Annotated in this window: 22 protein-coding genes; all 22 read right to left on the bottom strand. The window is 40.3% G+C overall.

All coding sequences use genetic code 11. From position 1 onward, the window contains the following. Nucleotides 1-40: 40 nt before the first annotated feature. Complete coding sequence (locus tag AC27G9_RS20995; RefSeq protein WP_487076508.1) at nt 41-391, bottom strand: hypothetical protein; 351 nt, start codon at nt 389-391, stop codon at nt 41-43. Between the two features lie 129 nt (nt 392-520). Next, the gene (locus AC27G9_RS20990) at nt 521-931 is read right to left on the bottom strand and encodes a hypothetical protein (RefSeq protein WP_487076507.1); all 411 of its coding nucleotides are present in this window, start codon (nt 929-931) and stop codon (nt 521-523) included. A gap of 103 nt (nt 932-1,034) precedes the next feature. Continuing rightward, a complete protein-coding gene (locus tag AC27G9_RS20985) occupies nt 1,035-1,388 on the bottom strand; it encodes a hypothetical protein (RefSeq protein ID WP_487076506.1) in 354 nt (117 codons plus the stop codon). A 122-nt stretch (nt 1,389-1,510) separates the two neighbouring features. Beyond that, nucleotides 1,511-1,804, bottom strand: coding sequence for a hypothetical protein (locus AC27G9_RS20980; RefSeq protein WP_487076505.1), 294 nt, complete (start codon nt 1,802-1,804; stop codon nt 1,511-1,513). A 131-nt stretch (nt 1,805-1,935) separates the two neighbouring features. After that, entirely contained in the window at nt 1,936-2,253 is a 318-nt protein-coding gene (locus AC27G9_RS20975) for an Imm58 family immunity protein (RefSeq protein ID WP_487076509.1), read from the bottom strand. Next, the gene (locus tag AC27G9_RS20970; protein WP_487076504.1) at nt 2,250-3,326 is read right to left on the bottom strand and encodes a hypothetical protein; all 1,077 of its coding nucleotides are present in this window, start codon (nt 3,324-3,326) and stop codon (nt 2,250-2,252) included. The genes AC27G9_RS20975 and AC27G9_RS20970 overlap by 4 nt, the downstream gene beginning before the upstream one ends. Before the next feature lie 65 nt (nt 3,327-3,391). Then, the gene (locus tag AC27G9_RS20965) at nt 3,392-3,847 is read right to left on the bottom strand and encodes a hypothetical protein (protein ID WP_487076503.1); all 456 of its coding nucleotides are present in this window, start codon (nt 3,845-3,847) and stop codon (nt 3,392-3,394) included. 679 nt (nt 3,848-4,526) lie between these two features. Next, a complete protein-coding gene (locus AC27G9_RS20960) occupies nt 4,527-4,922 on the bottom strand; it encodes a Sec-independent protein translocase family protein (RefSeq protein ID WP_487076502.1) in 396 nt (131 codons plus the stop codon). A gap of 139 nt (nt 4,923-5,061) precedes the next feature. Further along, a complete protein-coding gene (locus AC27G9_RS20955) occupies nt 5,062-5,325 on the bottom strand; it encodes a DUF7683 domain-containing protein (protein ID WP_487076500.1) in 264 nt (87 codons plus the stop codon). Continuing rightward, the gene (locus tag AC27G9_RS20950) at nt 5,322-5,549 is read right to left on the bottom strand and encodes a hypothetical protein (protein WP_487076499.1); all 228 of its coding nucleotides are present in this window, start codon (nt 5,547-5,549) and stop codon (nt 5,322-5,324) included. Before AC27G9_RS20950 ends, AC27G9_RS20955 begins: the two co-directional genes overlap by 4 nt. Before the next feature lie 588 nt (nt 5,550-6,137). After that, nucleotides 6,138-6,356: a hypothetical protein gene (locus AC27G9_RS20945; RefSeq protein WP_487076498.1), complete on the bottom strand. Its 219-nt coding sequence runs from the start codon at nt 6,354-6,356 to the stop codon at nt 6,138-6,140. Nucleotides 6,357-6,478: 122 nt separating this feature from the next. Next, a complete protein-coding gene (locus tag AC27G9_RS20940) occupies nt 6,479-6,904 on the bottom strand; it encodes a hypothetical protein (protein ID WP_487076497.1) in 426 nt (141 codons plus the stop codon). 117 nt (nt 6,905-7,021) lie between these two features. Next, entirely contained in the window at nt 7,022-7,426 is a 405-nt protein-coding gene (locus tag AC27G9_RS20935) for a hypothetical protein (RefSeq protein WP_487076496.1), read from the bottom strand. Between the two features lie 556 nt (nt 7,427-7,982). Continuing rightward, complete coding sequence (locus tag AC27G9_RS20930; protein WP_487076494.1) at nt 7,983-8,318, bottom strand: Imm8 family immunity protein; 336 nt, start codon at nt 8,316-8,318, stop codon at nt 7,983-7,985. A 69-nt stretch (nt 8,319-8,387) separates the two neighbouring features. Then, nucleotides 8,388-8,681 carry a hypothetical protein gene (locus AC27G9_RS20925; protein WP_487076493.1) on the bottom strand — a complete coding sequence of 98 codons (294 nt, stop codon included), beginning with the start codon at nt 8,679-8,681 and terminating at the stop codon, nt 8,388-8,390. Nucleotides 8,682-8,813: 132 nt separating this feature from the next. After that, nucleotides 8,814-9,299 carry a hypothetical protein gene (locus AC27G9_RS20920; protein WP_487076492.1) on the bottom strand — a complete coding sequence of 162 codons (486 nt, stop codon included), beginning with the start codon at nt 9,297-9,299 and terminating at the stop codon, nt 8,814-8,816. A 119-nt stretch (nt 9,300-9,418) separates the two neighbouring features. Beyond that, on the bottom strand, nt 9,419-9,658 hold the full coding sequence (locus AC27G9_RS20915; RefSeq protein WP_487076491.1) for a hypothetical protein: 240 nt from the start codon (nt 9,656-9,658) through the stop codon (nt 9,419-9,421). A 95-nt stretch (nt 9,659-9,753) separates the two neighbouring features. Continuing rightward, nucleotides 9,754-10,104 (bottom strand): hypothetical protein, encoded by a 351-nt coding sequence (locus AC27G9_RS20910; protein WP_487076489.1) that lies wholly within the window; start codon nt 10,102-10,104, stop codon nt 9,754-9,756. 138 nt (nt 10,105-10,242) lie between these two features. Continuing rightward, nucleotides 10,243-10,602, bottom strand: a complete 360-nt coding sequence (locus AC27G9_RS20905; protein ID WP_487076488.1) for a hypothetical protein — start codon at nt 10,600-10,602, stop codon at nt 10,243-10,245. A 112-nt stretch (nt 10,603-10,714) separates the two neighbouring features. Next, nucleotides 10,715-11,116 (bottom strand): DUF4259 domain-containing protein, encoded by a 402-nt coding sequence (locus AC27G9_RS20900; protein WP_487076486.1) that lies wholly within the window; start codon nt 11,114-11,116, stop codon nt 10,715-10,717. Between the two features lie 111 nt (nt 11,117-11,227). Continuing rightward, nucleotides 11,228-11,755 carry a hypothetical protein gene (locus tag AC27G9_RS20895; protein ID WP_487076485.1) on the bottom strand — a complete coding sequence of 176 codons (528 nt, stop codon included), beginning with the start codon at nt 11,753-11,755 and terminating at the stop codon, nt 11,228-11,230. A gap of 122 nt (nt 11,756-11,877) precedes the next feature. Beyond that, nucleotides 11,878-12,349 (bottom strand): hypothetical protein (locus AC27G9_RS20890; RefSeq protein WP_487076484.1); only part of this gene is annotated, 472 nt, incomplete at its 5' end.

Raw genomic sequence — 12,349 nt, 5'->3', positions numbered from 1 at the left:
TAAGCTAAGGGGCAAATGCGTGTTAAGCGTTTTGTTATATTCATTCCATCAATGATGGACCGAAGTACCAGCCCGTTAGAGGTTGCCAGCTTGGATGGCTTTCTAAACTACAATCTTGCTGATCGTTAAACCAAAGCCTGACATTCTTTTTTGATGTTTGAGCCGCCAGCAATGTTGAATAGATGATTTTACACGATTCAATAGGGATGCCGTTGTATTCTGATGTTACGCTGCATAACTTTGGCCAGATAAGCCCCGCTAATTTTTGTGCAAACACAATCCCAGTTTTTGGTTCTATCGTAACACCAGCAACTTCGCCATCACATTGGTATGTGTTGTTTGCGAATGCAGTTGTAGAAAAGAGAAATAAAGAGAAAACGATTTTTTTCATAAAAATTCCTTTTAGGTTAAACAGAATATAACACTAAGCTAAGGGGCAAAAGCACAATGCGAAAATGGCGGAGCCGCATTGTGTTTTTGTCCCAGCAGCCCGGGCAGGGGGGGCGACTTAAGCGTTTTGTTATATGCGTGTATAGATTGAAAAGACACCTTGCTCTTCATGGAATAATCCTTTACTCCGATATTCACAGTTGCCTACCTTTTTATATCCTGCACCAATGAAGCCTATGTTAACAATGGTTCTTTCTTTTTGTGCAACTTTCAACAACTCCAAAGATTGCAAATGAATATCTTCGTTAATTAGTTTTGTATAAGAGCGCCATTTATTGGCGTCATAGTCCCCGCTAAGAGCAATCGTTTTACATTGGTCTACATCGTAGCCAAAAGTGTCTATAAACACGGCCACCAAGTGAAACTGAGTCTCGTCTGTACGGATGCTCTCTATTTTCGCCGGATAGTGGCTACCGCCTGCAAATACAAAGCTGTGCATGGCTAAAAAAGTGAGTAGACAAATAATTATTCTAAAAAGCATATAACGCTAAGCTAACGGGTAGTGACGTAGCGGCATAATGGCGAAGCCGCATTGTGTTTTTGTCCCAGCGCCCCGCGCAGCGGGTTGCGACTTAAGCGTTTTGTTAGTTGCCATAAGCTTGAAACGCCCTTGATGACGCACTTATTGAACCTTCGATAATTGAGGAGTACCAAGGATCTAGTTTTTGGCTACTGTGATATGCCTGAACTATTTTACGTGCATGCTGTTCTATCGTTAGCTCACCGATTGCAGGGGTATTTGCGATTTCATTTGCTATATCTAACCCCTCATATTCATTTTTTAGAGCTTCCCTATACTCATCGTAAGTCATTTGAAATTGAGAAGCCAATTCTGGCTCTAACCTACACATCTCGTCCGCTTTAATTAATTCGCCAACTATTGTTGATGGGTCTGGTTTTCCAATTGATTGGAGCTTTTTTAAGATTTTCTTAAGCATGATTTCCCTGTGGCAACTAACGCTAAACGAACGGGCAGTGACGTAGCGGCATAATCGCGAAGCGCCGCTGCGTTACTGTCCCAGTGAACGGAGTGAGCGTGTTAAGCGCTTTGTTATGTGCCCTAAACTGTGATGCTTCCATTACAATACCCTTCAATGAGTTCCTTTACTGTACCGCTGATAAATTTGTAAGACATTTCGATAGGGTAATATGCCCAAACACCTTCGAGGTGCGCTCTAAAACAAAGCTCTATTCCATCCGCACCAGCATTGCCAATAACAAGGTGGCCACTCTCATGATTAATAAACACATCTTCTTTTGGATATACAAGTTGAAGATAAGATTCGTCATGATAAAAACCTGAAGAAGCAAACTCTGATAAGTATTCATCACATTTGAATCTAGAATTCATCACGATAAGACATTCCATTGTTGACTGGGCACATAACGCCCCAATAAGGGGCTGATAATGCTTGGCTATACTTGTGAAGCTAAGCGGAACCGAGCCAAGCTTTAGCAGTCCCATTTTATTGGCTTGTTATGTGTTTATTTACCAACTTTAACCAATTTATCTTGTTCAAATTCAAATGCGATATTTTCAAAAATTAAGATATCACCTTCGTCAACAATAAATGCGTCTGGCTTAGCTTGCCTTAATAGAAACAAAACATCTTTTTTATTTCTACTTTCTATTCCCTGAACAATTAAGCTACCCATATCATTAATCAGTTGATCTTGATGATGCAAATCCATGGATTGATACTTATCTGTAACAGCTTGATCAATAACTACTAGAAACCAATAAATGTTACTGGCAATTAAGACGAGAACAGAAACGATAAAAGCAAACTTCCAAGTTTTCAGGTGACTCTCCTAAACACATAACACCCCAATAAGGGGCAATTGCTTGCATGCGAGTAATTGACCCAGCGAGTGGAGCGAGTGAGCTTGATCGGTTTGTTAGGCATACTGCTCAAAATTACCTCTTTTTCTCCAATAGTGGGGCATACTTCTGTATCCCAAAGCGCACTTACAAAGACTAAATAACCTTCTTTAGGCTCTATAGTTATTGTTCCGCTGTAAAACTCTTCGTTGGTGATCACATCAAAAAGATCTTTGAATATGTTTTGAAGTTGTATTTCCTGTCTAGTTTGATCTTTCGGCAAACATATTGTGCGTGTTCCATCAGCCAGTATTGATTCCACACAATCATCTTCAAGTTCAATAGATTGATATACAAGAGTAATTGTAGGAAATCCACCTGAGCTACTTATTATTCTCGGTAAAGAAACTAAATATTCATCTTTTTCATCGAGTTCTGTAATTTCAATAAGACTACCAAATTCTTTACCTTGATTAGGAAGCATGCAAGTTAAAGCATCAAACGAGAACAAAAACAAAAAAAGAGCTGTGTAGAAAAATTTCACTTGTGTATGCCTAACGCCCCGATAACGGGCGAATACTTGCTGCGAAAATGGCGAAGCCGCAGCAAGTAGGCGTCCCAGCGAGCGGAGCGAGTGTGTTAATTGGTTTGTTATATGCCCACTTCTTGAGCTCTTCCTTTGTTGTAGTTCAATTACTCTGGCAGCCCTTCTGTTGTATTCCTTTATTGTTATGTAGCCTGCAACCCAAGAAAGTGGCCAGCTAAACACTAGCGGAGCGAACAATATAAACAACCAAAATTCTAAGGAATTGAATCCGACATTCAAACTAACCGGTAAACCATGAATAACTGCCGCAAACGGTAAAATTAAAGTTCCAACTATAACGGCTGTTAAACCAGTTTTAAGGCTCGTGTAAAACAAGCCGAAATAGCCAAAGAAAAAACAAAATAAAAACTGTTTCCACTGACTCTTATATTCTACCAATGTTACTAATTCCTTCAGGAGCTGACTGGCATATAACGCCCGCATAAGGGGCTGATATTGCTTGGCCATACTGTGAAGCGAAGCTGAACAGAGCCAAGCGTTAGCAGTCCCATCACTTAATGCGCTTGTTAGGCTTACTTTAACCGTATAGCTAAAAATTCCACGCCATTGTAACCAATTAATATTTCATTCTGGTTCTTTACATAAAAACTACTTGCCATGCCATATTTTCTTTCTCCATAGGAGCCACCACAGAATAAAGATACCTCGATAACTTTTTCATCATTGAGTCCTATGTCTGACGGATAGAATCGATTTCCTTGGACGAAATCATCATTAGTTACATACCTATATAAATAGGAAGGACTGTCACAAGTTTCATCGCCAATTTTCGCGCTGAACTCACCAAACTCAATAATTGTGCTTTTGTACGAAGAAGCTTGTTTATCATCAAGGGCACATACATTTGGGCAATAATTTGTTTCAGATATTTCCCAAGTTCCTATCGCAACATGCTTGTAATCAACGTCGGATTCGCTGGCATTTGCAGTAGTTACGAAAAAAATAAATAATGTTGATATATATCGCATGACGATCCTTGTAAGCCTAACTTTAAGCTAAGGGGGCGAAACACATGGCAGAATAGCCAAAGGCGCCATGTGTTTTGCTCCCAGCGAGCGAAGCGAGTGACTTGAGCGTTTTGTTATATTTCATACCCAAAAAGCCACAATAAAACCGATTACCAAAACAAAAATTATTGAATAGAAGGGCATCTTGTACCTTTGATAATTCCTCGCGTCACCTGGTGGGGTTAGCCAAGCGAGAAATTTGGACGCCGTCCTAATTTTAATTGGCTTATTCTTCCCATTGATGTTGATGACGTGAAACTTCCAATTCTGAAACACACCACCGTATCTTTCGAGATCACTTACGAGTTCATCTTTAGTAGATAGAATGTCGCTTTCCGAATTATTCAATTTCCTTGTAATCCGCAGAAGTATTTTTCCCTCTTTATTTTCACGCATAGAACATTCTGAAGGGTTTGTTCTTTCCTGAATTGTTCTAAAGCCACTTCGTGCTGAAGCGTCCGACTGGAACAAGAAAGTGTACGCAACTGTAACTTTATCTTTTCCATTCCAATTCAAATTAACATCCTTTTTGTTTGAGAGAAATATAACGCCCTGTTAAGGGGCTGATAAATGTTTGGCTATAATGTGAAGCGAAACCGAGCCAAACTTTAGCAGTCCCACTTATACAGCTTGTTAGTATTCAATTTAGATCAGCTTTGGTTCCCATTCTGGTTACCCAGCCTAGCTCTCTCATTTTTTCATTAACAGCTTCATCAAATTCAATAGAACCTATATGTGGCAGAATTTCTTCTCTGAGTTCTTCGTCTACTTCACGTTTTCCAGCTTCGATTGCATTAATTGCTGCCTCTTCCAAAGCTTCATCAGCTGTTTCTAGAAAGCTTGTTATACGTTGAGGATCATTTACCACTTCACCGTCGATAATTACTCCTCTAGAATAAACTTTTTGAGCACAACGCTTTTTATCTGCTTGATAATAATCAGGGCCATTATCATTATCGTCCATTAGATAAAGTCTAAAACTGCCTTTCTCGGGATGAGAGATTATTAAAAAGGGCTCTTTTGCTTTCATTTCCATAAAGTTATTCCATTACTGCTCAGAGGTTGCATTTGAATACTAACCCCCCGATAAGGGGCAATTGCTTGCACGCGAGAATAGCAGATCCGCGTGCGAGGAATTGTCCCAGCGAGCGGAGCGAGTGAGCTTGAATGGTTTGTTATATGGCATTTGCTTCTACGAAGTATGATTTATTCTTAAAGTCCCATACAGGCTGAACCAGAAAGTACCTATTAAGAAATTCGATGTGCTTTCTGTTAATTGGATAGCAGTCAAACATAGGGTTATTTGAATCCTTAATTCCAAACTCTTTCTGGAACCTACTTAACTCAAAAGTTGCAAATTCATGTTCTGTAATCAGCTCTTCCGTCTCTTTCAAGAATTCAGTGACAAATCTTTTAACTTGATATTCTTTGTCTATCATATTGAAAAGAATGACCGGTTTGTTTTTAGATTATGTCTTTTTGCAATTTCAGTCACGATTTTCTTGTTTCCTGTTAATTCGCCTTCAGTCCAATTGTCGTATTCCAGCAAAAGGGTTCTGAAACCTTTTCTAAGCTTGACTCTTTGATAGTCGACAGAACCGGCAATTCCCCATGATGGCTTACCCAGTTTCCATCCATCAGCTATTAAATCTTTGATAATCACATCGAACGTTTCCGATGGTATATCCCGAATATTAGTACCAATGAGTGGAATGTACACTAGGATTCCGATGACATATAACTTTTAAATAAGGGGCGCAGACGCGTGGGCTAAAATGCGAAGCAGCCCACGTGTATGCGTCCCAACGAACGAAGTGAGTGGCTTAATTTGCTTTTTAGGTGCGTGTAGATACATCCTAGTTTTGTTTACCCGTGATTAAATAAAACGCTTTTATTGTTTGTTTCACTGAATAGTAAATCGCATACAAAGTTCCAAAACTAACGACAATAAATTTTATGCCTTCTGGCATGTTGTTTAAGAAGCTCAATTTTAGACTCGCAAATTCGAAAGGGTCGTCATTAATCCATGCAGTAAAGGATTTGCTGAAAATCCACATAACAATACCAGTGAATATCCAACATAAAAGAGTTATAAAAGACTCTTTAAAAATACCACTATTTTTTCTATTCAAAGAAGCACCTAACGCCCCGATAACGGGCGAATACTTGCTGCGAAAATGGCGGAGCCGCAGCAAGTAGGCGTCCCAGCGAGCGAAGCGAGTGTGTTAATTGGTTTGTTAGGTGGCATATCTTAATTCCATCCTTGTTCTGGCTTTTCGTTAAGCATTTGCATTGCCAAAGCACATAGGTCTTCACCTATAATCTGATTTTCTCCCCAGTCTTTCTGCCACTTTTCACTACATTCTGCGGCGATCGCCCGAAAAGAGCATTCTTCATCTACTCGGAGAAACTTAATGAATTGCGCCTTCTCTATGTCTAAGAGCTGAGTTAATTCTTCCTTGAAATTCATAATCTACCTCTTGGCACTTAACGCCCCATTTAGGGGCACAAATACGCAGGCTATAATACGTAGCGAAGGGAGCCTGCGTGTTTGTGTCCCAACGAGCGTCAGCGAGTGACTACAGTGGTTTGTTATCTCTCACAACAGTTCAACCAGTGTACAACAGTATCTATTTGTGCAAAGTCTAAATCTGAAAGTTGGCCAGCTCTCAGGTTGTTTATTGCAGTCAGCATATTTTCTTTCCCGAACTGTTTTCTGAGGTAAAACACAACTTCTTCTGCGCTTACGTCCCAGTGTGGTAGAAGGCGAAAAATAGCTTCTTCGCACCGCTCTGTTGCCTTGGGGTTTATTTTCAATAGAAGGCGACCAGTAAACGTTTGAACTTTGAGCCTGTCTTCTCTCATTTGAACTGCGAAAACACCCATTAGGCCTTTATAACGTTCGTGTTTGGGAGAAGAGGCGATGGCATTATACAAACCCTTAAATTCTGGGCTTTTTCCCAGTCCGTGTCTTACTGCAAACTCAATTGTCGCTTTTGTGATTTCTGCTGAGTTCATAACATCCGTGAGAGATAACACTAAGCTAAGCGGCAAATGTACAATGCGATAATGGCGAAGCCGCATTGTATATTTGTCCCAGCAGCCCGTGCAGCGGGGTGCGATTTGAGCGTTTTGTTAGGTGCCATCCCAGCCTCTGAACTTAACAATAGCACCACCTTCTGATGAAAAAAGGGGGGCATTCCCTTTTCTAAGTTCCCAAAGGGAATAGGTACCTTCGTCGTAAAATACTTCAAGTTTCTTGGTGTTAGAAAGAGTTATTGAGAGTTCCCCAGTGTTATCACATGCTTTCACTTGTTCAATTTTCTCTCCAACCAGCGCCTTTTTTAAAGAATTGAAAATTCTCAAATCAAAGTCTGAATCCCAATAGGTTTTAGGTTCAAACAATAGCTGGTTTCCGTCAGTTAATCGAAAGCCGCCTTCAACATATAAGCTCAAATCGTCATTGAAATAGAAAATTACATTAACAAGAGAGTTTTGCTCTATGTTCGTTATTTCCTTTAAAAAATCCATTGAACTCACAATGGCTCCTAACGCCCCAATAAGGGGCTGATAAATGCTTGGCTATATTTGTGAAGCGAAGCGAAACCGAGCCAAGCTTTAGCAGTCCCACTTTATTGGCTTGTTATGTTTCAAACCCACAGCTTCCAACGATATAAATAACCCTCGGTTTCCGATGCTAAATTTACATAGCACTCAGTTAGATACTTAAGATGTTTAGCATTTAGGTCTGTTTTAATTTTAAAACCTGAGAAATACATACCGTCAAGTTCATACTGAATCATCCTATCATTATGTTCCCAATGATAGATTTTTACGAAATATTCTTTAGCCATTTTTTCGCTAGGAAAGGAAAACACTAATTCGAATTCTGTAGATTCTAATTCATAATATTTTCGAAGTGATTTAACTATTGTTTCGACTCTATCCATGCTCAACCTGAAACATAACGCCCGCATAACGGGCAAAAATACGTAGGCTACAATACCAAGCGAAGCGCGGGGAGCCTACGTATTTTTGTCCCAAGGAGCGCCAGCGACTGAGTTGATGCGTTTGTTATACGCCATTGCCTCTTCATTCATTCGTATTCCCAGCAAAAATGTTTAGAGATTTGTCTGAACATTCCTTCCCAGCTCACATCTGTACAGTCAGAGAGTATTTTGTCTACTTTCTCTAGAGTTTTATCCCATGAATAATAGGGTAAAACAATCAGATATTTTTTGTCGGTAATTTGAGATAATAGTCTTTGCGTGACCACGTGAATTTGGAAGTTGTTAGTGCCTTCCATGTCCTTTGCACCTACAGAAATGTTGAACCAAAAATCCACTTCCGAAGGATCCTCGAAAACCCATTCTTGTATAGGATCGAAGTCTGAACAGTCGAAGCTTCTAATGACGGGAATAAAAATTTTCATTTTGGTGTATAACGCCGGGATCAGCGGTTGACTGGAGCGCAGCGTAAGGCAATCCGCTGGATACCTTTGTTAAATATCGTGGGTAAATAGACCATAATAAGTGCCCTTTTTTACATTCTGAATGAAGTACCGTTTACCTACGTTATCGGTATGCCAAATATATTGTTGCCCTTCGTAAACGATCTTACACATTACCGGGTAATCGTGGTCAGCAAATTTTGCAAGCTTGTCGGTTTTATCAGGATCGCCAAGAGCTTTATTTTCTATCAAAGCAAAAAGCTTATCTTTCTTGTCCAGAGCACATTCTTCAGCCAAAGCGTCTAGTGAGTGAAACAAGACACCCAATACCAAAAATATTCTCATGATCCAATTCACTTAAAAAACGGAGATATTTAACACTAAGCTAAGGGGCAAAAGCACAATGCGAAAATGGCGGTGCCGCATTGTGTTTTTGTCCCAGCAGCCCGCGCAGCGGGATGGGACTTGAGCGTTTTGTTAGTTGCTTTCGCCGATACCGGAAACAGCAACCTTTGCAAAAGAATAAACATTGTCTTCACTCCCGTTCTCAATTCGCTTTAAAACCTTTGCGATAGGGAAGATAAATGAATCAGGTTTAGACCATAAAACGCAAGCAGTCCCGAGTTGGAAACCAAAATTCTTAATAGTTGTATTTAATTTCTCTGCTTCTTCATAATCTAGCCAGTCATATTGTATATCGGATTCTTTGCGTATAACTTCCCCGACGTATGAACCTGCGCGCAAAACTAACCGAACCAATAGATCTTCCTCTGGCGGTGATGCACTTACAGTTTCTAAATACTCATCCAAGTGATGAAGGCTTTCGATTGATAAATCCATAGTTATGCTATCGAAGAATTCGATATTTGGGATAGGGTTTTCTCTATCCGATAGAAGCATTAAGGCCAAATCGTTATTGGCTTCGTTGCTTAGTTTTGTTTTTTTCTTAAAAAATGAAAACATGCTAATCCTTTGGCAACTAACACTAAGCTAAGGGGCAAATGTACAATGCGAAAATCGCGAAGCCGCACTGTGTTTTTGTCCCAGCAGCCCGCGCGGGGGGCAGCGACTTGAGCGTTTTGTTAGGTGTCATAATCACTGTGTCTTACCAATCGAATTAGTTCTGTGTTTTTAGTGTAGTGCACCAAGCCTGCAAAATTGGTATTGAGTAAAAGCCCATTATTTAAGTAACCCCATTCATTCCGTGTAAAATTGGGAGAGTATTCACCACTTTCTATGTTGCAAACGACTTCACCATAATACCCGCCTTTAATTTCGACAATATCTCCAATTTTTGCCGTGTTTCCATCCAAATAATTCATGCTAGCTGACGCCTAACGCCCGTATAACGGGCCGCGCTGAATGCGCGGTCCGGGCACTTGCAAAGCAAGTGCGGTTAATGGCCTTGTTAAGTGTTTCACCACTGCGAAACGTCCATATTCTCAGAAACTTGCAGTCCCATACTGCTAAGTTGAACGACTATTTCTATATATAGCGACTGGGTCTCGGCAACTTGGAAAGCACCAAACAAATTTAAACCTGCCAATTCATATACAAGGTCAATTGCTTGGTATGAAGTACTACTTTCATCCTCAGCGTCGCCGATTGCGGCTCTATAATCTGATTCCCATTTAGCAAGACTACCTTTCTCTAAGTAGAAGGGCATATTCTTCATAACCGCGATCATGTTGCGGTGGTTCTCCTGCATGCCTTCCAATTGGAATTCGAGCTGGCCTGCTAATGTTGCAATTGTTCTACAAAGAGCCATGACTGATTACACTTAACGCCCCAATAATGGGCTAAAACTTGTTGGCTATAATGACCGAGGCACGAGGGAAAGCCAACGAGTTTTTGTCCCAGCGACCAAAGGGAGCGAATTCATTGGCTTGTTAGAAGCCACATAGCTTCACATAGGTTCAATTTCTTCGTCGAGAAGCTCTATTGTTGAAACTTCACCATCATTCGTTATCAGGCTATAAATATTGGGGTTTGAATCTGGATAAAACTCAAATGCAATCTCACAATTAAGTAGTTTCGCTAGCGCAGCCATAGCAAACGTTGGATACTCTATTCCATCACAAGAGACAAATGTGGGGAATCTTTTGTTGTAATCTGGATACATAGTGACCCAGTTAGTACCTTGGGATAATTCGAGACAATCTTCGATTCGAGAGAGAACTACAATATCTTTTAATCCGCTAGCGACTCTCAGAGCGTTCTGCAATTCCGCTTTTTCAAATTTACCCGCAATAAAAAAGTCAGTCATGACCCTAAGTGGCTCCTAACATTAAGCTAAGAGGCAAAAGCGCAATGCGAGAATGGCGGAGCCGCATTGTGTTTTTGTCCCAGCAAGCTCCGCTTGCGTCTACAGTGGTTTGTTATGTGCCAATGTTGTTGATAATACTAGTGATATTGCTTTTCCATTTTGGGTAGTCTTCTTCATTCTCTTCCCAAAGTTCATTTAATTCAGACTTGTCGCTGAGTACTAGGTTTAAACACTCTACCAGGTCGTTTTTATAGGTGTGGAGATTTGCTATGTTTTGTTTTGAAAGCCATTCATCAAATTCTTCATTTTGGTGAGCAAAAACTGTTTTGTTGAGCAGCATATCCATAATTGCCCCAGCCACTATTACTTCATGGCATTCTTCGTACTCCAAATACTCACTGCCTTTATGTTCCATTGTCTTGACGATAAACGATTCAGCGTCGGTTTCTATTACATCGAAAATAAGGTCACAAGATGAATCATCATCAAAGACCCCTATTCCCCAAGCACCCATACATTTCTCCTTTGTTAAAATTCCCGTGGCACATAACACCCCGATAACGGGCGAATGCTTGCTGCGAAAATGGCGAAGCCGCAGCAAGTGTGTTGATCGGTTTGTTAGCTCTCATGCGCACTCGTTACTAATAACCTCAATTAATTCTCCATTTTTTTTCATAAAGTAAATTGAAAATGTATCGAAATAATCCGAAGGCGACTTTATATCCGGGTCCTCAAACATTTCTTCATAATTTTCAATTCCTTGGTAAGAGTAATTAACGATTATTTCCCCTGTTTCTGAACTGACCCTTTTAGAACCATCAAAAGTAAGTTCAGGCGGGGATTCTTGAAAACCACCAGTCCACCCGTGAATTTCAGGATTAAACAATACCGCTTGATTGCCGCAATTGGGGCATTCAAGAAAAGCTGGGGAGCATTTATTCACAACTATTTTCTTTCTAAAGAAACCTTTCTTCTCAGTCCATTCATAGGTACGTAAAAAATTTTCTTTGTTTCCGCAAGAGCAAGCAACACTTTGACTAATAAAGGCCTCAGTTTGGTTCCACTTAGATGGAAGCTTTCCTGTAAAAATTTCCAGACAAAAGTTGGACAAGTTTTTAGGAGGGGTACTTTTCAATTTATCAATTGTGTTCAATGTAGAACCTCCATGACAGCTAACGCCCCGATAACGGGCGAATGCTTGCTGCGAAAATGGCGAAGCCGCAGCGAGTAGGCGTCCCAGCGAGCGAAGCGAGTGTGTTGATTGGATTGTTAGGCTCACTTTACCCGTTTTGTTAAAAATTCGACACCATCAACGCCAAGAAGGATTTCATCTTGGCTCTTAATATAAAAATGATATCTCATTCCGCTTTTATATTTTCCTTGCTGTTCTCCACAAAATAACGTGACTTCTGTAACGGTCTCACCGAGCAAACCAATATCAGAAGCGGGGAAATAGTTACTTTGATAAAACTCATGTGAGGTTAAATGTCTGTAAACATATGAAGGATTCATACATGTTTTGTTGCCGATTTTTGCGCTGAGTTTTGATAACTCAATAATGGTATTTGCATATGATGAGGTTTGTTCATCATCAAGCGCGCAGATATGCGGGCAATAATTCGTGCTCGAGACTTGCCATGTTCCCAAAACAATATGCTGATTCTCAACTTCACTGGCAAGAATTTTGGTAGTTGAAAATGCTATGAGTACTAGTGTTGAATAAATTCGCATAAGTTTCATGGGAGCC

The sequence above is a fragment of the Alteromonas sp. 5NS40-0096 genome (assembly GCF_057544385.1).
Note: the sequence above shows the minus strand (reverse complement) of the source record. Positions and strands in the feature narration are given on the sequence as shown.

Bases quoted from the DNA above. Each gene is read 5' to 3' on its own strand.
- AC27G9_RS20995 (WP_487076508.1), bottom strand. From the start codon at position 391: ATGAAAAAAATCGTTTTCTCTTTATTTCTCTTTTCTACAACTGCATTC.
- AC27G9_RS20990 (WP_487076507.1), bottom strand. From the start codon at position 931: ATGCTTTTTAGAATAATTATTTGTCTACTCACTTTTTTAGCCATGCAC.
- AC27G9_RS20985 (WP_487076506.1), bottom strand. From the start codon at position 1,388: ATGCTTAAGAAAATCTTAAAAAAGCTCCAATCAATTGGAAAACCAGAC.
- AC27G9_RS20970 (WP_487076504.1), bottom strand. From the start codon at position 3,326: ATGGCCAAGCAATATCAGCCCCTTATGCGGGCGTTATATGCCAGTCAG.
- AC27G9_RS20965 (WP_487076503.1), bottom strand. From the start codon at position 3,847: ATGCGATATATATCAACATTATTTATTTTTTTCGTAACTACTGCAAAT.
- AC27G9_RS20960 (WP_487076502.1), bottom strand. From the start codon at position 4,922: ATGGAAATGAAAGCAAAAGAGCCCTTTTTAATAATCTCTCATCCCGAG.
- AC27G9_RS20955 (WP_487076500.1), bottom strand. From the start codon at position 5,325: ATGATAGACAAAGAATATCAAGTTAAAAGATTTGTCACTGAATTCTTG.
- AC27G9_RS20945 (WP_487076498.1), bottom strand. From the start codon at position 6,356: ATGAATTTCAAGGAAGAATTAACTCAGCTCTTAGACATAGAGAAGGCG.
- AC27G9_RS20940 (WP_487076497.1), bottom strand. From the start codon at position 6,904: ATGAACTCAGCAGAAATCACAAAAGCGACAATTGAGTTTGCAGTAAGA.
- AC27G9_RS20930 (WP_487076494.1), bottom strand. From the start codon at position 8,318: ATGAAAATTTTTATTCCCGTCATTAGAAGCTTCGACTGTTCAGACTTC.
- AC27G9_RS20925 (WP_487076493.1), bottom strand. From the start codon at position 8,681: ATGAGAATATTTTTGGTATTGGGTGTCTTGTTTCACTCACTAGACGCT.
- AC27G9_RS20920 (WP_487076492.1), bottom strand. From the start codon at position 9,299: ATGTTTTCATTTTTTAAGAAAAAAACAAAACTAAGCAACGAAGCCAAT.
- AC27G9_RS20915 (WP_487076491.1), bottom strand. From the start codon at position 9,658: ATGAATTATTTGGATGGAAACACGGCAAAAATTGGAGATATTGTCGAA.
- AC27G9_RS20910 (WP_487076489.1), bottom strand. From the start codon at position 10,104: ATGGCTCTTTGTAGAACAATTGCAACATTAGCAGGCCAGCTCGAATTC.
- AC27G9_RS20905 (WP_487076488.1), bottom strand. From the start codon at position 10,602: ATGACTGACTTTTTTATTGCGGGTAAATTTGAAAAAGCGGAATTGCAG.
- AC27G9_RS20900 (WP_487076486.1), bottom strand. From the start codon at position 11,116: ATGGGTGCTTGGGGAATAGGGGTCTTTGATGATGATTCATCTTGTGAC.